This window comes from Dyella sp. 01N36 (assembly GCF_056399745.1).
Map to the genome: position 1 here is coordinate 1 of NZ_JBFTRY010000054.1, position 19,488 is coordinate 19,488.

At 64.3% G+C, this 19,488-nt stretch carries 20 protein-coding genes; 14 read left to right on the forward strand and 6 right to left on the reverse strand.

What is annotated here, in order from left to right; translation table 11 throughout:
• Positions 1–544 precede the first annotated feature (544 nt).
• Both AC1DMG_RS11060 and epmB read right to left on the reverse strand, forming a co-directional pair.
• Entirely contained in the window at positions 545–2,587 is a 2,043-nt protein-coding gene (locus tag AC1DMG_RS11060; protein WP_441604321.1) for an EAL domain-containing response regulator, read from the reverse strand.
• A 152-nt stretch (positions 2,588–2,739) separates the two neighbouring features.
• Entirely contained in the window at positions 2,740–3,750 is a 1,011-nt protein-coding gene (gene epmB / locus AC1DMG_RS11065; protein ID WP_441604320.1) for an EF-P beta-lysylation protein EpmB, read from the reverse strand.
• Positions 3,751–3,831: 81 nt separating this feature from the next.
• Between epmB and efp the strand changes: the two genes are divergently transcribed.
• The 8 genes from efp to AC1DMG_RS11105 all read left to right on the forward strand — a co-directional run bounded on the left by efp (position 3,832) and on the right by AC1DMG_RS11105 (position 10,045).
• Positions 3,832–4,401, forward strand: coding sequence for an elongation factor P (efp, locus tag AC1DMG_RS11070; RefSeq protein ID WP_477180521.1), 570 nt, complete (start codon positions 3,832–3,834; stop codon positions 4,399–4,401).
• A gap of 177 nt (positions 4,402–4,578) precedes the next feature.
• Positions 4,579–5,919: a TRZ/ATZ family hydrolase gene (locus AC1DMG_RS11075; RefSeq protein WP_441604318.1), complete on the forward strand. Its 1,341-nt coding sequence runs from the start codon at positions 4,579–4,581 to the stop codon at positions 5,917–5,919.
• Positions 5,920–5,929: 10 nt separating this feature from the next.
• On the forward strand, positions 5,930–6,184 hold the full coding sequence (locus AC1DMG_RS11080) for a YciI family protein (protein WP_441604317.1): 255 nt from the start codon (positions 5,930–5,932) through the stop codon (positions 6,182–6,184).
• A 31-nt stretch (positions 6,185–6,215) separates the two neighbouring features.
• Positions 6,216–6,938: a bifunctional 2-polyprenyl-6-hydroxyphenol methylase/3-demethylubiquinol 3-O-methyltransferase UbiG gene (gene ubiG / locus AC1DMG_RS11085; RefSeq protein WP_477180522.1), complete on the forward strand. Its 723-nt coding sequence runs from the start codon at positions 6,216–6,218 to the stop codon at positions 6,936–6,938.
• Positions 6,935–7,606 carry a phosphoglycolate phosphatase gene (gene gph / locus AC1DMG_RS11090; RefSeq protein ID WP_441604315.1) on the forward strand — a complete coding sequence of 224 codons (672 nt, stop codon included), beginning with the start codon at positions 6,935–6,937 and terminating at the stop codon, positions 7,604–7,606. The genes ubiG and gph overlap by 4 nt, the downstream gene beginning before the upstream one ends.
• On the forward strand, positions 7,603–8,442 hold the full coding sequence (locus AC1DMG_RS11095; RefSeq protein WP_441604314.1) for a squalene/phytoene synthase family protein: 840 nt from the start codon (positions 7,603–7,605) through the stop codon (positions 8,440–8,442). Before gph ends, AC1DMG_RS11095 begins: the two co-directional genes overlap by 4 nt.
• Positions 8,443–8,559: 117 nt before the next feature.
• Positions 8,560–9,513: a GTP cyclohydrolase FolE2 gene (folE2, locus tag AC1DMG_RS11100; protein ID WP_441604313.1), complete on the forward strand. Its 954-nt coding sequence runs from the start codon at positions 8,560–8,562 to the stop codon at positions 9,511–9,513.
• 70 nt (positions 9,514–9,583) lie between these two features.
• Complete coding sequence (locus tag AC1DMG_RS11105) at positions 9,584–10,045, forward strand: YbaY family lipoprotein (RefSeq protein WP_441604312.1); 462 nt, start codon at positions 9,584–9,586, stop codon at positions 10,043–10,045.
• Between the two features lie 162 nt (positions 10,046–10,207).
• On the opposite strand, the gene AC1DMG_RS11110 is transcribed toward AC1DMG_RS11105, so the two are convergent.
• A complete protein-coding gene (locus AC1DMG_RS11110) occupies positions 10,208–11,545 on the reverse strand; it encodes a dihydroorotase (protein ID WP_441604311.1) in 1,338 nt (445 codons plus the stop codon).
• Positions 11,535–11,795 carry a membrane protein insertion efficiency factor YidD gene (gene yidD / locus AC1DMG_RS11115; RefSeq protein WP_441604310.1) on the reverse strand — a complete coding sequence of 87 codons (261 nt, stop codon included), beginning with the start codon at positions 11,793–11,795 and terminating at the stop codon, positions 11,535–11,537. Before yidD ends, AC1DMG_RS11110 begins: the two co-directional genes overlap by 11 nt.
• Positions 11,796–11,920: 125 nt before the next feature.
• Between yidD and dksA the strand changes: the two genes are divergently transcribed.
• Positions 11,921–13,024, forward strand: coding sequence for an RNA polymerase-binding protein DksA (dksA, locus tag AC1DMG_RS11120; RefSeq protein WP_441604309.1), 1,104 nt, complete (start codon positions 11,921–11,923; stop codon positions 13,022–13,024).
• 111 nt (positions 13,025–13,135) lie between these two features.
• On the opposite strand, the gene AC1DMG_RS11125 is transcribed toward dksA, so the two are convergent.
• On the reverse strand, positions 13,136–13,576 hold the full coding sequence (locus AC1DMG_RS11125) for a SufE family protein (RefSeq protein ID WP_441604308.1): 441 nt from the start codon (positions 13,574–13,576) through the stop codon (positions 13,136–13,138).
• Positions 13,577–14,233: 657 nt separating this feature from the next.
• Complete coding sequence (gene cysS, locus AC1DMG_RS11130; protein ID WP_441604307.1) at positions 14,234–15,622, reverse strand: cysteine--tRNA ligase; 1,389 nt, start codon at positions 15,620–15,622, stop codon at positions 14,234–14,236.
• 231 nt (positions 15,623–15,853) lie between these two features.
• Here cysS and AC1DMG_RS11135 point away from each other — a divergent pair, with 231 nt between their 5' ends.
• The 5 genes from AC1DMG_RS11135 to AC1DMG_RS11155 all read left to right on the forward strand — a co-directional run.
• Positions 15,854–16,390, forward strand: a complete 537-nt coding sequence (locus AC1DMG_RS11135; RefSeq protein WP_441604306.1) for a glycine zipper 2TM domain-containing protein — start codon at positions 15,854–15,856, stop codon at positions 16,388–16,390.
• Between the two features lie 326 nt (positions 16,391–16,716).
• On the forward strand, positions 16,717–17,724 hold the full coding sequence (locus tag AC1DMG_RS11140) for an N-acetylornithine carbamoyltransferase (protein ID WP_477180523.1): 1,008 nt from the start codon (positions 16,717–16,719) through the stop codon (positions 17,722–17,724).
• A 2-nt stretch (positions 17,725–17,726) separates the two neighbouring features.
• On the forward strand, positions 17,727–18,350 hold the full coding sequence (locus AC1DMG_RS11145; protein WP_441604304.1) for an FMN-binding negative transcriptional regulator: 624 nt from the start codon (positions 17,727–17,729) through the stop codon (positions 18,348–18,350).
• Positions 18,347–18,826, forward strand: coding sequence for an OsmC family protein (locus AC1DMG_RS11150; protein ID WP_441604303.1), 480 nt, complete (start codon positions 18,347–18,349; stop codon positions 18,824–18,826). The genes AC1DMG_RS11145 and AC1DMG_RS11150 overlap by 4 nt, the downstream gene beginning before the upstream one ends.
• Positions 18,827–18,867: 41 nt before the next feature.
• Positions 18,868–19,488: argininosuccinate synthase domain-containing protein (locus AC1DMG_RS11155; RefSeq protein WP_477180524.1), on the forward strand; the 621-nt coding region annotated here is incomplete at its 3' end.

Here is a 19,488-nt window from a genome sequence, read left to right on the forward strand (position 1 = left end):
GGCCGGGATCCAGAGCCTCGGTGTTTGGTCGTCGCCTCTCCGCCAGCGTGCCGCCTACGCGGCGGGCGTTTCGATCGGCTGCCGCCGACCGAGTCACTTTTCTTTTGCTGGCCCAAAAGAAAAGTAACCCAAAGAAAATGGCCTGATAACGCCCGCAGCATCGTGTTGGGATAAACCAGAACGCTCGAGGCGCGTCGTCATGGGACAACCTCCGAGGGTACACAGCGGGTAGTTCAAAGCGCTGCGCAACGCGCCCGAATCGCTGAGGACTTAAAGCGGGGCTCGCTACGCGTCGCTTTGGTCAGCGCGTCGAGGTCACCCTTGCGATTTACCTGTGGGAGCGCACCCTGTGCGCGACTGGCACGCTGGGATGTATCGCTCCGTAGGTTTGTCGCGCACAGGGTGCGCTCCCACAGTTTTTTCCCCTCTCCCTCGGGGGAGAGGGCTGGGGCATTGCCACCTTTACGGTGGTGAGGGGCGGGTGCTCGCGGAGTGACTTCATCAGGCGAGCTTTTTTGAAAGGCCGCCCTGGGACTGAGTCCCCTCAAGCCAACCGCTGGGGTTCCTGCAGGAAGTTGCCCTGCACGAAGTCCACGCCGCAGGCGAACAGCAGCGAGGTGCTGGCGGCGTCTTCCACCCATTCGGCGATGGTCTGTTTTTTCAGCTCGCGTGCCTGGCGGCAGATGTCGGCCACCTTTTTCTGGCTTTCCTGCTGTTGCGGCAGGTCGGCCATGTAGCTGCGGTCGATCTTCAGATAGTCGGCATTGATGTGGTTGAGCAGCTGGAACGAGTTGAGGCCTGAGCCGAACTGCTCGAGCGCGAACTGGCCGCCCAACTTCTGCCAGGCCTGGATGAATTCCTGCGCCGGGCGCAGGGCGGTCACCACCTTGCTCTCGGTCATTTCCAGCACGAGCTGGCCATGCTTGAGCGCGGCCTGCTTGAGGCGTTCGCCCAGCCAGGGAAGCAGCGCCTTGTCTTCCAGCGAGCCGGAGGTGAGCTTGACGAAGAACGTCGTCGGCTGGCCCATGCGATCGCGGGCGCGCAGATGTTCGATCGCCTGGTTCAGCACCCAGCGATCGATCGCCGGGGTGAGGTTGTGTTTTTCGGCGATCGGCATGAAGAAGCCGGGGAGTACCTCGCCCTGCGGGCCATTGAGGCGCAGCAGGATTTCGGAGAACTCGCCTTCGGCATCCTGCAGGCTGATCGTCTGCTGGTGGTACAGCACGAATTCGTTCTGAATAAGCGCCTGGTCGATCACGCCCAGCCAGTAGCGCTCGCGCTCTTCGTCGGCCTTTTCGCGGGCCGCCGGATCATGCAGGTCGCTGCGATTGCCGCCCTGGCTCTGCGCGTTGCGCAGGGCCTGGCTGGCCTGGTTGAGCAGCAGTTCGGTATTGGCGTTGCGCTCGCCCAGCAGGCTGCCGCCGATGCTGGCGGTGATGGTGATGGAGCGCGAGCCCAGGTCGAAGATGCCCCCGGCGATGGCCTGCTGCAGGCCGGCAATCCACTGCTTGATGCCTTCGTCGTTGCGGGTATGCAGCAGCACGCCGACCGTGTGTTCCGCCAACAGGCCGGCGGTGTCCTGGGCGGTGAGCTGGCCTTCCACGCGATTGGCAAAGGCGGCCAGCAGCTCGTCGGCCTTGGACAGGCCGACGCCTGCCACGATGCTCTGCCAGTTGTCAGGCTCGATCAGCAGCAGCGACTGGCCCTTGGTGCCCTGGGTGGCCGCGGCCACCGCTTCGTCGATGCATTCGAGCATGCGCGAGCGGTTGAACAGGCCGGTGACCGGATCGCGCTGCAGCTGTTCGATGACGTTGGCGTCCACCATATGGCGGCGGAATACCACTTGCAGGCAGGGCTCGCCTTCGAAGATGGCGTGCGCAAATTCCACGCTCGCCTTGAAGCTGGTGGCGTCGGCGCGGCGCGCCTGCAGCTCGATGGCGCCGTTGACCTTCTCGCCCTTGGACAGGCCCTTGAGGGTGTTCTTGAATTCGTCGGCGTCGTTCGGGCTGATCATGTCCAGCACGGGCAGGCCGAGCAGGTCATCGAACTCGGTATAGCCGAAGGTGTCCAGATAGGCCTGGTTGGCGCGCACGTGCATGCCTTCGTGCACATAGGCGATGGCGTCGGTGGACGAATCGAGCAGCGCATCGCAGCGGCGCTCGGATTCGCGCAGCGCGGTTTCCAGGCGGCGCAGCTGGCGGCGCGCATTGAGCGCATCGAATTCGCGCTGGATCACCGCCATCAGCTGCTTGGGCTGCGGACGCAGCGCGACGCTGCGGGCGCCGTTGACGAACAGCTCGGTGATGGTGGCGTTGTCCACTTGGCCGACCAGTGCGATCAGCGAGAGGTCGCGGCCGTGGGCATCGAGCATGCGCGACACCTCGCGCAGCTCCAGCGTGCCCACCGATGGGTCGAACAAGACGATGTCAGGGCCCAGCTCGTCCAGGGCGGCGGTGATCTGCTCGGTGCTGGTGGCGCGTGCCGGTCGAACCGCGATGCCGCTGTTGCGCAGCAGGCTGATGATCTGTTCCGCGTCTTCGACTGACTTTTCGATGAAAAGTATCTTTATGACCTGGTCGGTTTTCATGGGCTCGTCGAGCTATCCGTTGTTCGCCGCTGCTGCTGATACCTGCCGTGTCAGCAGGGCGCGTGCCATCCGTGGTTGTAACGGATTCTTCCGGTCACTGCCAGCGGAATTGTTCCGGGAGTGACGCGGCCCACAACTGTGCCGGCCTTCTGTTACAGGGGCCGCTTCGATGCCTCGCCGCCCACCTCGCGGACCAGCTTGGGAACGAGATAGCCCGGCAGGCGTTGACGAATGGCGTCGACCAGGGCGAGGGCCCGGGCATCGTCGACCTCGAAATGCGCCGACCCCTGCACGCGATCCAGCTGATGCAGGTAATAGGGCAGCACGCCCGCCGCGAACAGCCGCTCGGACAGGGCGGCCAGGGTGTCGGCGTCGTCGTTGATGCCGCGCAGTAGCACCGACTGGTTGAGCACGGTGGCGCCCATCTCCCGCAGGCGGGCGCAGGCGGCATCAACGGACGCATCGAACTCATTGGCGTGATTGGCGTGCAGCACTACCACCTTCTGCAGTGGCAGCTCGCCCAGCCAGCGGCCAAAGGCCTCGTCGACGCGCTCGGGCAGCACCACCGGCAGACGGGTGTGGATACGCAGGCGGGTCACGTGTGGAATCTCGGCCAGGCCGCGGGTGAGCTCGTCCAGCTTGGTGGTGGCCAGCGACAGCGGGTCGCCCCCGGAGAGGATCAGCTCGCTGATGGAACTGTCCTGGCGCACGTGCTCCAGCGCCTTGCGCCACTGGCCGGCGGCGGCCATTTCGTCGCCATAGGGGAAGTGGCGACGGAAACAGTAGCGGCAGTTGATGGCGCAGCTGCCGCTGGCGATCAGCAAGGCGCGCCCTTCGTATTTGTGCAGCACGCCCTGGGCAGACCGGGCGGCCATGTCGCCCACCGCATCCACGCCGAACCCCGGCACCTGGTCCAGCTCAGCCAGCTGGGGCAGGACCTGCAGCAGCAGGGGGTCGAGCGGATCGCCACGGCGCATGCGGGCCACGAAGCCACGCGGCACGCGCACGGCAAAGCCGGCATCGTCTGCCGGCAACCGGTGGGCCAGCGCTTCCAGACCTACCAAGGCCAGCAATTCCTGCGGATCGGTGACGGCCTCGCGCCACAGCGTGCGCCAGTCGGGTCCGGGCACAGATAGGCGGGCGGCATGGCTTGCGGTTATCATAATGGGTCTTGAAACGGGCCCAGTGCCCGGGAAACCACCTATTCTAGCTGCCTGCGGGCGGCGTCACATCTGGAGTTCAGCATGGCCACCGCCGGTCTCAACGACGTCAAGAAGGGAATGAAGATCCTTCACAACAATGACCCCTGGGTCATTACCGACGCCGATTTCATCAAGCCCGGCAAGGGTCAGGCGTTCACCCGCATCTTCATCCGCAACCTGAAGAACGGCCGCACCAGCGAATCGACCATGAAGTCCAGCGACAGCTTCGAAGTCGCCGACGTCGTCGACACCGATATRCAGTACCTGTATTCCGACGGCGAGTACTGGCACTTCATGCAGCAGGAAACCTTCGAGCAGCACCAGGCCAACAAGGCTGGCATGGGCGATGCCGTGAAGTGGCTGAAGGGCGAGGAAGAGTGCGTGGTGACGCTGTTCAACGGCGAAATCATCTCCGTGCAGGCGCCGAACTTCGTCGAACTGAAGATCACCGAGACGGATCCGGGCGTGCGTGGCGACACCTCGGGCGGCGGCGGCAAGCCGGCCACCTTGGAAACCGGCGCGGTGGTCCGCGTGCCGCTGTTCGTCGGCACCGATGAAATGATCAAGGTCGACACCCGCACGGGCGAATACGTCAGCCGCGTCGGCAAGTGACGTATCGGCCCGCGCCTTGCGCGGCCTGCCATTACGTCATGCCTGCGGTCCCTGTTTGGCAGGTGCGCGGGAATAATGACGAAGCCTGAGCGGTAACGAAGTCAGGCAATCATGGGGCGGCCACCGCAAGGTGATCCGCCCCATGTCGTATCCAACACAAGAAAAGTGAGCCACCGGATGAGCCAGAACGCCCCGCAAACCGTCGACCTGTTGATCGAAGCGCGCTGGGTCGTGCCGGTGGAACCGCATGCCGTGGTGCTCGAACATCACGCTGTGGCGGTGGATCAAGGCGCCATCGTGGCCTTGCTGCCGATTGCCGATGCGCGCGCCGCCTATGCACCGCGTGAGCGCGTGGAGCTGGGCGAGCACGTGCTGATCCCGGGTCTGATCAATACCCATACGCACAACCCGATGACGCTGCTGCGCGGCCTCGCCGACGATCTGCCGCTGATGGTGTGGCTGCAGAAGCACATCTGGCCGGTCGAAGGCCAGGTGATCGGGCCGGAGTTCGTACGCGATGGCGTGGAACTGGCGGTGGCCGAGATGATTCGCGGCGGCACCACCTGCGCCAACGAAAACTACTTCTTCCCGGACGTGATTGGCGCCACTTATCGCCGCATGGGTTTCCGTGCCGTGGTTGGTCTGCCGGTGATCGATTTCCCTACGGCCTGGGCGAAGACGCAGGACGAATATTTCGATCGTGCCATCGAAGTGCACGACAGTTTCCGCGGCGATGCGCTGGTGAGCACCTCGTTTGCGCCGCATGCGCCGTACACCGTGTCGGACGAAAGCTTTGAACGCATCCGCGTGCTGGCCGATCAACTCGACATCCAGGTGCATCTGCACACGCATGAAACCGCGCATGAAGTGGAAGAAGAGAAGGCCAAGAGTGGCCTGCGCCCGTTCCAGCGACTGCAGAAGCTGGGCCTGGTCAACGATCGCCTGATCGCCGTGCACATGACCCAGCTCAACGACGCGGAAATCGAGGCTTGCGCAACAGCGGGCGTATCCGTGGTGCATTGCCCCGAATCGAACCTCAAGCTCGCCTCGGGCTTCTGCCCGGCGGAGAAGCTGCGCCAGGCCGGCGTGAATGTCGCCATTGGCACCGACGGCTGCGCCTCCAATAACGATCTGGACATGTTTGGCGAGATGCGTACGGCTGCGTTCCTGGCCAAGGCCGTGGCCAACGATGCGGCGGCCTTCGATGCGGCCTATGCGCTGCGTGCGGCCACCCTCAACGGCGCCCGCGCGATGGGTCTGGAAGATCGCATCGGTTCCATCGAAGCGGGCAAGCAGGCCGATCTGGCCGCTGTTCGTCTGTCCGATCTGGAAACGCAGCCGCTGTTCCACATCGCCTCGCAGCTCGCCTATGCCGTCGGCCGCCATCAGGTCACCGACGTGTGGATCAACGGCGTACGCAAGCTGGCCGGCCGCATCCTCACCGATATCGACACCGACGCCGTGCTCGCCAAGACGCATGCCTGGCGCGAACGCATCGCCGCGATCGATGCGGGTTGAGAGGGGCGCGATGAACCGCTATCTGGTGATGATGATGCGACGCGCGGATTTCGATCCGGCCATCGTGCAGCCGCACAAGGATTTCATTGAAGGCTTGCGCGCCGGCGGCCGTCTGGAAATGACGGGTGCCTTCGGCGACAAGTCCGGCGGCGCCTATCTGGTGCGTGCAGTCGATATGGACGAGGCCCTGGCCATCGTCCACCAGGACCCGGCCCACACCCGTGGCGGCTGGGACATCACCGTCTACGAATGGAACGCGCGCTAAGCTCCGCGCACAGCTTTGAAGGATGCTTTCGATGCAAGCCGCAACCAATGTCAGTCCTGAGGAAATCGCCCGCTTCGGCAAGCTCGCCGCGCGTTGGTGGGATCCCGATGGCGAGTCCCGTCCGCTGCATGATCTCAACCCGGTGCGCGCGGCTTATGTCGCCGATCGGCTGGATCTGCGCGGCGCGCGCGTGGCCGATGTCGGTTGCGGCGGCGGCCTGCTGAGCGAGGCGCTGGCCAAGGCCGGCGCGCGCGTCACCGGTATCGATCTGGGCGAGAAGGTGATCGAGATCGCGCGACTGCACATGCACGAGTCGCGACTGGAAACGCCCAATCTCGACATCGACTATCGCGTGCAGTCGTCGGCCGAACTGGCTGCCGCCGAGCCGGAAACTTTCGACGCCGTGTGCTGCATGGAACTGATCGAGCACGTGCCCGATCCGGCTGCCCTGGTCGGCGACCTGGTACGCATGGTGAAGCCGGGCGGCGTGGTGGTGATGTCCACGCTCAATCGCACGCCGGCCGCGTTCGGCGCGGCGATTCTCGGTGCGGAATACATCATGCGCATGCTGCCGCGTGGCACGCATCACTACGCACAATTCCTCAAGCCGTCGGAACTGGGACGCTTGATGCGACATGCCGGACTGGAAGTCGATGACGTCTCGGGGCTGGGCTACAACCCGATCAGCCRCAAGGCGTGGTTGAGCCGCCTCACGGCCGTCAATTACCTGATCAGCGCACGAAAGCCCGCATGAAGTCATTTCCCGAAAACATCCAGGGTGTGCTGTTTGATCTCGATGGCACCTTGCTCGACAGCGCTCCCGATCTCTACGCCGCGCTGAAGGCACAGTGCGAGGAAATGCAGGTGGCCGCGCCGCCGTATGCGATGGTGCGCGAAGTTGTCTCGCGCGGCTCGCGGGCGATCCTGCGCTGTGCGTTTCCCGATATCGATGATGCCGCGCTGGCGGCCTTGATGCCGCGTTATCTCGAGCTTTACCAGGTGATGATGGCCGAGCACACGCGTCCGTTCGAGGGCGTGGATGAGCTGTTGTCGTCGCTGGAGTCGCAGGGCATCCGCTGGGGCGTGGTGACCAACAAGCCAGGTTTTCTTACCGACGATCTGCTGGTGCGCATCGGCTGGGCGCCGCGCGCGGCGGCGGTCGTGTCCGGCGACACCTTGCCGGTGAAGAAGCCCGATCCCGCGCCCGTGTTGCTGGCGTGCGAGCGTGCAGGGCTTGATCCGTCGCGCTGCCTGTTCGTGGGCGATGATCGCCGCGATGTGCTGGCGGGCGCGGCGGCGGGTCTGTACACCGTGGCCGTGCGCTGGGGTTATCTGGATGGTGGCGATCCGTCCGAGTGGAACGCGGACCTGGTGGTCGATCATCCGTCCGAGCTCACTGGCCGCCTGAAGGTGATTGCGTGAGCAGCACTGCGCTGCAGAGCTATATCGACAAGTGGCTGGCCGTGCAGCCGCAGCAGCGTATTGCCTTGGCATTCGTCGATCAGAACAGCTATCCCGGCCATATCGCGCTGGCGGCGCTCGAGCAGGAATTGCTCGCGGCGGCGTACGGCATACGCGAGCCACACGTGGCGGCCAGCAAACTCAACTGGTGGGCCGAGGAGCTATCCGGCGCAGCGGCCAGTGGCGGGCGTCATCCCTTGACCCAGGTGCTGTTCGACAGCGACCGCGCGCACGAGATTGCCGCGGAACGCTGGGTCGCTCCGGTGCTGGCGGCGATGGGGCAACTGGAAGAGGGCACGGCAGCGGATTTCCCGGCTCAGATCGCGGCCGGCTCGCTGTTGCACGGTGCCCTGGCCGATCTGGAAACCGCCTGGTGGTTTGGCGACCAGGCATCCAGCGTGCGGGCAACGCGCGTGGCAACACTGTCGCATCTGCTGTATTCGCTGCTGCGCCTGCAGGAGGATGTCGATCGCGACCGCCTCGCACTGCCGATGTCGCGCCTGGCGAAATTCGGCCTGAGCCGCCAGCAATTGCGTGAATCGAGCGATCTGCGCAACGCCGCCGTGCGCGCGCAGCTGGACGATCTGGGAGCCGCCTGGCGTGATGCCGAGCGCCTGCCGGGACCATTGAGCGCCTTCCGCGGGCTGGAATCGCGCCAGGGACGTGCCCTGGTCGCCACGGCGCGCAAGGCCGCCGATCCGCTCGATGTGCTGCGCAAGGGGCAGGGCAGGCAGGGGCTGGGCGTGACCTGGCAAGCCTGGCAGGCCGCGCGTGCCTGGCAACGCGCGAAAGGTTGAGAGAGCGCTCCGGACGCAGCGTTTCCCGTGCGCCACTATTGCGAGGCACCGATGGTGCCCCAAAATTGAGGTCTCCCAGGCGCTAAGACCGCCAGTCGGACCACATAGGATTCACCCATGTACACCGAGGAAAACACCGCCCGCCTGCTGCCCGACGTGGCAGTCCATGCCCAGCCGCATCTCGTCGGCGAGCTGGACTGGGTGGGAATGGATGGCATCGAGGTGCCGGTGCGTTTCGATGCCGGCGACGGCGACGTGCAGCGCGCCAGCGCGCGCGTCGGCGCCTTCGTCAATCTGCGTCGCCCGGACAAGCGTGGCATCCACATGTCGCGTCTCTACCTGCAGGTGGAGGAGGCGCTGAGCAGCAAGACGCTCGGCACCGATACCCTGCGCGATCTGCTGCGCGGTTTCCTGGAATCGCACAAGGATCTCTCCGATCGCGCCTGCCTCAGCATCCGCTTTGAGCACCTGGTGCGTCGTCCCGCCTTGCGCAGCGCCAACAGCGGTTGGCGTTCGTATCCGGTGACCATCGAGGCGAGCATGATCGGCGACGAATTCCTGCTGGAGTTCGGCACCGAGATTGTTTATTCGTCGACCTGCCCGGCATCGGCCGCGCTGTCGCGCCAGTTGATCCAGGACCAGTTCGCCAGGGATTTCGAGGCGGGCAAACCGCTCGATCACAGCGCCGTGCTGGCCTGGCTGGGCAGTGAGAAGGGCATCGTGGCCACGCCGCATGCCCAGCGCAGCGTCGCTCGTTTGCGCGTGCGTCCGGCGGCAGGCGCCGCCTTCAACCTGATCGACCTGATCAACGTCACCGAACAAGCGCTGGGCACGCCCGTGCAAACCGCGGTGAAGCGCGAAGACGAGCAGGCGTTCGCGCTCGCCAATGGCGGCAACCTGATGTTCTGCGAGGACGCGGCGCGCCGCATCCAGAAGGCGCTGGACGTCGACAAGGCGCTGAGCGACTTCCATATCCGCGTGGAGCACCAGGAAAGCCTGCATCCGCACGATGCCGTCGCCTATGCCAGCAAGGGCGTAGAAGGCGGTTACGCGGGCAAGGGCTGCGCCTGAGCCTTGCTTTAACGGCGGCCTGATAGCATGGCGGGAGCCCGTCACCGGGCCTTCCCCCATGGAGAGTCGCATGTCGTTTCGTCTTCCTTTGCTGGCCGCAGCCGTGCTCGCGCTGTCGGCCTGCTCGATGTTCTCGCACCGCCACAAGGAAGACGCACCGACCGCGACGGCCGCCCCTGCAGCGCCCGTGCACCAGGCGCTGATGAAGACCATGGTGGGCGATGTGCGTTACGACCTGCCGCAGGCGATTCCTGCGGATGCGGTGCTGATCGTGACGCTGGCTGACGTGAGTCGCCAGGATGTGGCAGCACGTACGGTGGCGGAAGAGCGCATCCAGCCGGTGGGCGCATCGCCGGTGGAATTCATGCTGAGCTATGACCCGGCCGAATTGAAAGACGGCGTGGATTTCGCGATTGGCGTTCGCCTGCAGCAGGGCGACAAGCTGCTCGCCATCAACGACACGCGCACCAGCGTGCTGGGCCGCTCCGGCGAGAATGGTCCCGTGAGCATCACGCTCAAGGCCATGCCGTAACCCTGGCTCGTCATTCCGGCGCAGGCCGGAATCCAGTGGCCGCTGTATCAGGTTTTCGCGAAGCCTTTCAAGAATGTGGGCTATCGCGATAACTCAACGGGTTCGCTACTGGATTCCGGCCTGCGCCGGAATGACGGTGAGGGAGATGGACGCTCGAGGAGATTAGCGGCTAAAACTCAGTCGCTGTCCGCGCACGCTCTGGTCGACGCTGCTGCCATCCCAAACGCGCTGGCCGTTCACAAACGTGGCCGCGATCGAGCTGTTGAAGGTGTAGCCCTCGAACGGCGTCCAGCCGCACTTGGACAGTACTTCCTCGCGGGTCACCGTGTGCGGCTTGTTCGGATCGACCAGCACCAGGTCCGCCGCATAGCCTTCGCGCAGATAGCCGCGCTCCTTCACGTCGAACAAGGTGGCCGGCGCATGCGTCACCGCTTCCACCACACGCTCCAGCGTCAGCTTGCCTTCGAACACACGCTGCAGTGCCGCCTGTAGCGCGTACTGCACCAAGGGCAGGCCGCTCGGCGCCTTGTCGTAGAGCTGGTGCTTCTCTTCCAGCAGGTGCGGCGCATGGTCGGTGGCCAACACGTCGAGACGGCCTTCGGCCAGCGCCTTGATGATGGCCTCGCGGTCGGCCGAGGTCTTGATGGCCGGATTGCACTTGATCAAGAAGCCCAGGCGCTCGTAGTCGCGATCATCGAAATGCAGGAAGTGCACGCAGGTTTCCGCGGTGATGCGCTTGCCCTTGAGCGGGCCCGGCTGGAACAGCGCCAGTTCGTCCGCGGTGGAAATGTGCAGCACGTGCAGGCGGCTGTTGTGCCGCCTGGCCAGTTCGATGGCCAGGCGGGTGGACTTGATGCAGGCCTCGCGCGAACGGATCAGCGGATGTTCCCAGGCGGGAATATCGTCACCGTACTTCGCATGCGCCTTGGCCAGGTTGGCGTCGATCATCGGTGTGTCTTCACAGTGCGTGATGATCGGGGTGGGCGCGTACTTGAAGATGCCGTCCAGCACCTCGGGGTTGTCCACCAGCATGTTGCCGGTAGAGGCGCCCATGAACACCTTGATGCCCGGCGCGGCCAGCGGGTCCAGGCTCTTGATGGCTTCGAGGTTGTCGTTGCTGGCGCCCATGTAGAAGGCGTAGTTCACGGCCGAGTTTTGCGCGCCCAGTGCGTATTTGGCCTCCAGCGTCTCGCGATCGAGCGCAGGCGGCTTGGTGTTGGGCATCTCCATGAAGCTGGTGATGCCGCCGGCGGCGCAGGCGCGCGACTCGTGGGCGATATCGGCCTTCTGGGTCAGGCCCGGTTCGCGAAAGTGGACCTGGTCGTCGATCATGCCGGGAAACAGCCACAGGCCGCTGGCATCGACCACTTTTTCGCCGGGGCGGGCATCCAGATCGCCGGCTATGGCCTCGATGCGGCCTTGCTTCACGCGGACGTCGGCGTGGAAACGGCGGCCTTCATTGACCAATTCGGCGTTCTTGATCAGCCAGTCAGTGGACATGGTTATCTCCTGGGGTGCGGCAACGACGGAAAGTAAAGTGCTCCGGCACGGGATCTTCACCGCCCTCGCACAAAGGTTGACAGCGCAATAGACGCCAGCCGGTAAGTGCGCCACCCTTGAGCGGACCGAAGCGCACAACCGCAATCCGTGCATAATCGGAACAGCTGGGATGGAAGCGGCAGCGCTGACCCAGCAGGGGGCTTAGCCAGCGCTTGTAGAAGCTGAGCAGTAAAAGTATCAGTCGGGTCACGACGGTTTGACGCTGCCGAAACAGCTTGCGGCTTGTAGTGTCGCAAGTATTCCAGAAGCACGGTTGCTGGTGTAAGCCGCATGGGCTATAACACCCGGCCGCCAAGGCTAAAATGGTGAAGGGAAATGGCGAAAACGACGCGTAGTGCTTCAGCCACCAAGCCGCAGAAGGGAAAGCCTGCCGGCAAGGTGAAAGACGCCAAGGCCGGCAAGAAGCCAGCCGCCGGGCGAAGTTCGACACCGGCCAAGGCCGCTGCCGCCAAGAAACCGGCTGCCAAGACAGCGCCGGCGAAGAAGGTGGTCGCCGCCAGCAAGCCTGCCGTCAAGAAGGCGGTCGCCAAGGCTCCGGCCAAGAGCGTCGCCAAGAAGCCCGCCCCCAAGCCAGTAGCCAAGAAGGCGGCTCCGGTCAAAAAGCCGGTCGTCGCCAAGAAAACTGAAAAGCCGGTCGCCAAGAAGGTTGCGGCGCCCGCCAAGAAGCAGCCGCCCAAGTCGGTGACCAAGCCGGTGAAGCCGGCTCCCGCACCGGCCAAGACGGCCAAGCCAGCACCCGCCAAGCCGGCTGCCAGCGCCGCCCCTGCCAAGCAGCCTGCCGCTGCCAGGCAGTCAGCGCTGGCTCCGAAGGCGGTTGCAGTGACCCACAAGGAGCCGAGCAAGCCGGCGACGTCGCCCTTCTCGGGCAAAGTGGCCAGCGCAACCGCTCGTCATACCCCTATCAAAACTCAGAAAGCCCAGCAGTCCTCGATGAATAAAACCGCAACTCTCGACAATGGCATCACCCGCGAAGACGGTCGCTATGCGCTGCCTTCCACGACCCTGATCGACCTGCCCAAGGGTTATCGCCCCTCGAACAACGACAACGAGGAGTACATGAGCCCCAAGCACCTCGCGTACTTCCGCAACAAGTTGCGCGAATGGCGTGAGCAGCTCGTGGAAGAGTCGCGTCAGACGATGGAAAACCTGCGTGACGAGGTGCGTGACGTGGGCGACGAGGCCGAGCGTGCCACCCGCGAGACCGAAAACTCGCTGGAACTGCGCACGCGCGACCGCTACCGCAAGCTGATCTCCAAGATCGACAAGGCGCTGCGCCGTATCGAAGAAGGTCGATACGGCTACTGCGAGGAAACCGACGAAGAGATCGGCCTGGAGCGCCTCGACGCCCGCCCGATCGCCACCCTGTCGCTGGACGCGCAGGAACGCCGCGAACATCTGCAGAAGCAGATGGGCGACTGAGGTCGCGCGCTCGACGTTGATGTCATAGACAAAGCCCCGCTTCGTGCGGGGCTTTGTTGTTTGGCCACAGGCCGGCCAGTGTCGGCTGTGCCTTGGTGCGCGCCGTGGTGGCTACTTGTTGTCGCCCAGACTGGCCGCCGCGTACGCCTTGATCTTGGCCAGCATCGCGGCGAGGCCGTTGGAGCGCGTGGGCGAAAGATGCTTGGCCAGGCCGATCGCTTCGATATAGCGCGGTTCGGTGGCGACGATGTCGCGCGCGGAGCGGTCCGAATACACGCGCAGCACCAGGGCGATCAGGCCCGACACGATGGCCGAATCGCTGGTGGCCTGGAAATGCAGGTTGTTCGCATCGCCGCTGGGGACCAGCCACACCATGGACTGGCAGCCGTGCACACGGTATTCCTCGATTTTCAGCGCTTCGGGGAAGGCGGGGAGTTGTTTGCCCAGGTCGATCAGGTATTGGTAGCGCTCGGTCCAATCACTGAAGAAGGCAAATTCGTCGACGATTTCTTGTTGCGCTTGTTGGGCGCTGGAGGGGGCGAGGGCACTCATGGGGGGATTATCGCGCGTTTGGGGGTTTCTCGGTGTTTTGGGCCTGATTCGTCGTCCCGGCGCAGGCCGCGACCCAGTAGCGATATCGCCCGGTTGTCGCCTCGAGGCCAGCGTGCCGCCTACGCGGCGGGCGTTTCGATCGGCTGCCGCCGACCGAGTCACTTTTCTTTTGCTGGCCCAAAAGAAAAGTAACCCAAAGAAAATGGCCGAATAACGCCGGCAGCATCGTGTTGGGATAAGCCCGARCGCTTGAGGCGCGTCGTTGTGGGACAACCTCCGAGGGTACAYAGYGGGTACTKCCAAGCGCTGCGCAACGCGCCCGAATCSCTGAGGACTTAAAGCGGRGCCTCGCTKCGCTTTGGCTTGGGCTCGCACGTGCCGCACTTGGTGCCGCGCCTAGCGCTTGTCTGTGGGAGCGCACCCTGTGCGCGACAGCCACGCTGCGGTGTGCCGCTCCGTAGGTTTGTCGCGCACAGGGTGCCCTCCCACAAAGAAGCCGACCGGCAAGATTGATCCGCCATCCACGAACCTGCGCCCTCCCTTGTAGGAGCGCACTTGTGCGCGACCGCAGCGCTGGGGTTTACCGCTCCGCCGGGTGTTCGCGAGGGGGGTTCTAGGAGAGGCTTTGAGGAAAGAGCGAAGGATTGGCACTTCACCTCACCCCTTCACCACACTCCACCGCGTCCCCTGCGCACCATCTTCAATGGCCACGCCCATTGCCGTGAGCTCTTCGCGAATAGCGTCGGCGCGCTTGAAATCCTTGCTGGCGCGCGCAGTGCGGCGTTCTTCCAGCAGGGCTTCGACGCGTGATGCATCCACTTCGGTGGCGCCGCTGGTCTGCTTGAACCACGCCTCGGGATCCTGCTGCAGCAGGCCGAGTACGGCGCCTGCGCCGAGCAGGGCGGCCTTGGCGTCGCGGCGTTCTTCGGCGCTGCCAGCCTGGCGCGCGGCATCAGCGAGCTGGGACAGCTCAGCGAGCGCCTGCGGAGTGTTGAGGTCGTCGCACAGGGCGGCTTCCACCGTGGCAGGAATGGGAAGGGCGCTGGTGTCCACTTCCACATCGACCAGGTCGCGCAACACGCGGTACCAGCCATCCAGGGTACTGATGGCCTGGGCGATGGCGGTGTCGGACCAGTCCAGCGGCTGGCGGTAGTGGCCGCGCAGGAGCAGCAGGCGCAGGGCTTCGGGCGCGTGTTCCTTGAGCAGTTCGTGCACCAGCATCACATTGCCCAGCGACTTGGACATCTTGCGGCCGCTGAAGGTGAGCATGCCGTTGTGCAGCCAGTAGCGTGCGAACACCTTGCCGCCGTGGGCGCAGGTGCTCTGGGCGATCTCGTTCTCGTGATGCGGGAATTGCAGGTCGACGCCGCCGGCATGGATGTCAATGGTGTCGCCCAGGTGGGCTTCGCTCATCGCCGAGCACTCGATGTGCCAGCCCGGGCGGCCGCGGCCCCAGGGGCTGTCCCAGCCGGGCAGGTCGGGGGTGGAGGGCTTCCACAGCACGAAGTCGCCGGGATTTTGCTTGTACGGGGCGATCTCGACGCGGGCGCCGGCCAGCAATTCTTCCGGATCGCGGCCCGACAGCTCGCCATACTTGGCATACGAATCCACCGAGAACAGCACGTGCCCTTCGGCGGCATAAGCATGCCCGCTGGCGATCAGGCGCTCGATCATCGCGATCATCTGCGGCATGTGAGCGGTGGCGTGCGGCTCCACGTCCGGCGGCGCAATGCCCAGCGCCGCCATGTCCTCCCGATAGGCCTGGGCGTAGCGGGTGGTGATGCTTTCGATGCCCACGCCCAGTTGTTGGGCGGCGGTGTTGATCTTGTCGTCGACGTCGGTGATGTTGCGGGCGTAGACCACCTTCGGATAATGGCGCCGCAGCAGCTTCACCAGCACGTCGAACACCACCGGCCCACGCGCGTTGCCGATGTGCACGTAGTTGTAGACGGTCGGTCCGCACAGATACATGGTGACCCGTTCCGGGTCGAGCGGGGTGAACGTTTCTACGCGGCGCGTCAGGCTGTTGTGGAGCGAAATCGGCATCGGTCGGGTGGTCCGGACGGTGGGAGCAGGCGCCAGGCGGGCGCAAGCCGGTCGCGCATCTTAACAAGCCGCAGGGGCCTCCGCTGGGGATAGGGACTGCTCTGGCAGCGGTAGGCCGGACAGGGGCAGGCAGCGTAAGAAAAGCTCTAAGCGTCGATTCAGCGTGAATTTGCTGCAATGGATGCTATGAGGTGCAGAGATGCGCCCGAATTGCTTCCTGCGGAGGTCGTAATGACCAAGTGGTTGTTCCCTGCGCTCGTGCTGTCCGTAATGACCACTGGCGTATTTGCGCAGGATGCGCGCTATCAGAATCAAAATGACGACAACACCCATTACGGTTGGGCGGATGTGCTGCGCGTCGATCCCGTGTATGGCGTGGCCCGTACCGAAGTGCCGCGCCAGGAATGCTATGACCAGCAGGTAGTCCGCCAGGCGCCCAGCCAGGGCTCGGCGGCGGGCACCATCCTGGGTGCCGTGGTCGGTGGCGTGCTGGGCAGCACGGTGGGTCACGGCAATGGCCGCACGGCGGCGACGGTGGCCGGTGCGGTCGCCGGCGGCGCGGTGGGCAACAGCGCCACCCAGTCCGGCGGTGGCGAGTACGAGTCCACCGAAACCCATTGCCGCCAGGTGGCGGCGGTGAGCGAGCAGCGCCGCATCATGGGCTACGACGTGGAATATCGTTATCGGGGCGAGGTGTACCTGTCCCGGCTCAATTACGACCCCGGCGAGCGCCTGCGCGTGCGGGTAAGCGTTTCTCCCGCCGACTGAGATCCCCGTCTATCGCCGCCTCCGGGCGGCGATTTGGTGTCGGGTGCCGCGATCAGGGGCATTCGTTGTTGCATGGCAGCGGAAATCCCGTCATCATCACGATTCAACCTCCCGGAACACCCATGTCCGCAGCCGTCTATACCGCCACTGTCCTCACTAGCGCCCGCATGGCCGCTGGGATGACGTCGCGTGCTCGCCGACCGCTGCGCCGCTTTATGGCCGGGTAGGCTGTCGCACGCGTTTCACGTGTATCGACGATAAAACCCGGCTAGCAGCCGGGTTTTTTTGTTTCCGGATTCCGACGATTGGACAAAGGCAACTTCCTCATGACGCTTCGCCACTTTCTGACCACCCAGGATTACAGTCGCGCCGAGATCGACGCGTTGCTCGAGCAGGCCGCAGCGTTCAAACGCTCGCCGCGCGGACAGCAGCTGGCCGGCAAGTCGGTGGCGCTGATGTTCTTCAATCCCTCGATGCGCACGCGTRCGAGTTTTGAGCTCGGCGCCTTCCATATGGGTGGCCATGCGATCGTGCTGGCGCCGGGCAAGGACGCGTGGCCGATCGAGTTCGAGGTGGGCACGGTGATGGATGGCGACACCGAAGAGCACATCGCCGAAGTGGCCCGCGTGCTGTCGCGTTACGTCGATTTGATCGCCGTACGCGCCTTCCCGAAATTCCAGGACTGGGCGGTGGATCGCCAGGACAACGTGATCAAGGCGTTCGCCAAGTACGCCACGGTGCCGGTGATCAACATGGAAACCATCACCCACCCGTGCCAGGAGCTCGCCCACGCGCTGGCGATGAAGGAACACCTGGGCAGCCTGCAGAACAAGAAGTACGTGCTCACCTGGACCTACCACCCCAAGCCGCTCAACACGGCGGTGGCCAATTCCGCGCTGCTGATCGCCACCAAGATGGGCATGGACGTGACCTTGCTGTGCCCCACGCCAGACTACGTGCTCGATGAGCGCTATATGGAATTCGGCTATCAGAACGCCAGGGAAAACGGCGGTTCGCTGAAGGTGAGCCACAACATCGAAGAAGCCTATAGCGGTGCCGACGTGGTGTACGCCAAGAGCTGGGGCGCGCTACCGTTCTTCGGCCGCTGGGAGCAGGAAAAGCCGATCCGCGATGCACACAAGCACTTCATCGTGGACGAGCAGAAGATGGCCTTGACCAACAACGGTCTCTTCAGCCATTGCCTGCCGTTGCGCCGCAATATCAAGGCCACCGACGCTGTGATGGATTCGCCCGCGTGCATCGCCATCGATGAAGCCGAAAACCGCCTGCACGTGCAGAAGGCGGTGATGGCTTCGTTGATCGGCCAGGCCTGAGCATGTACCAGCCCGCGCACTTCAAGCAGACGGACAGCGAGGCGCTGCACGCGCTGATGCGTGCGTACCCGTTCGCCACCGTGGTGGTGCAGGGCGACGACGGCCTCGCAGCGAATCATCTGCCGATTGAACTGGTGGATGGAAAATTGCACGGCCATGTCGCGCGCGGCAATGAACTGGCGCGCTTGGACGGGGCCGAAGTGCTGGTGATCTTTCGCGGTCCGGACGGCTATATCAGTCCCAATTGGTATCCGAGCAAGCAGGAAACCCATCGCGAAGTGCCCACCTGGAACTACGCCGTGGTGCATGTGCATGGTCATCTGCGTGTGATCGAGGACGCCACCTGGCTGCGCCAGTTGCTGGAGCGTCTGACCGATCGTCACGAGGCCGGTCTTCCGGCGCCCTGGCACGTCTCCGACGCGCCGGAAGATCACATCGAGAAGATGCTGCGCGCCATCTCCGGGCTGGAAATTTCCGTCGAGCGCATCGAAGGCAAGTTCAAGTTGAACCAGAACCACCCGGCGGCGAATCGCGCCGGTGTGGTGGCTGGCCTCGGGCAACGCGCTGGTCGCGGCGATGCGGAGCTGGCCGATCTCATGTCCAAGCAAGAAGAGGGAAGGTCGTGAGCCACACGCATCAGCATCACTACAAGGTCGACGTGACCTGGACTGGCAATCAGGGCACCGGCACCAAGACTTACCAGGGCTATGGTCGCGATCACGAGATTCGCATCGAGGGCAAGCCGACCATCGAGGGCTCGTCCGATCCGATGTTTCGCGGCGATGCCAGCAAGGTCAACCCGGAAGACATGCTGGTGACGGCACTGTCTACCTGTCACATGCTGTCCTACCTGCATCAGGCGGTGTTGGCAGGCGTAGTGGTGACGGCATACACCGATAGCGCCGAAGGCACGATGGAGACCGACACGCATGGCGGTCACTTCACCGAAGTGGTGTTGCATCCGGTGGTCACCATCACCGCCGACAGCGATCCGGCCAAGGCCGAGGCCGCGCACGACGCTGCGCACCACGGCTGCTTTATCGCCAATTCCGTGAATTTTCCGGTGCGCGTGGAACCGCGCATCGTGGTTGAATCAAAGTAATCCATTATCCGTTTAGCCTTCCATCTCAGGATTCGCAAGTCATGAGCAAAGACATCGTTCTCGCCTTCTCCGGTGGCCTCGACACCAGCTTCTGCGTGCCTTACCTCAAGGAGCGCGGCTGGGCCGTGCATACCGTGTTCGCCGATACCGGCGGCRTGGATGCCGAGGAGCGCGCCTATATCGAACAGCGCGCCAAGGAACTGGGCGTGGCCAGCCATGTCACCGTCGACGGCGGTCCGGCGATCTGGAACGGTTTCGTCAAGCGGTTCGTGCAGGCGGGCGAGGCCTACCAGGGCCAGTATCCGCTGCTGGTGTCCGACCGCTACCTGATCGTGGACGCTGCCATTGCGCGCGCCAAGGAACTGGGCACCAAGGCGATTGCGCATGGCTGCACCGGCATGGGCAACGATCAGGTCCGCTTCGACCTGGCCGTGAAGGCGCTGGGTGACTACCAGATCGTGGCGCCGATCCGCGAGATCCAGAAGGAACACACCCAGACGCGCGCCTATGAGCAGGCCTATCTGGAGGAGCGCGGCTTCGAAGTGCGCGCCAAGCAGAAGAGCTACACCATCAACGAGAACCTGCTGGGCGTGACGCTGTCCGGCGGCGAGATCGACCATTGGAAGACGCCGGGCGAAGGCGCCCGTGGCTGGTGCAAGCCG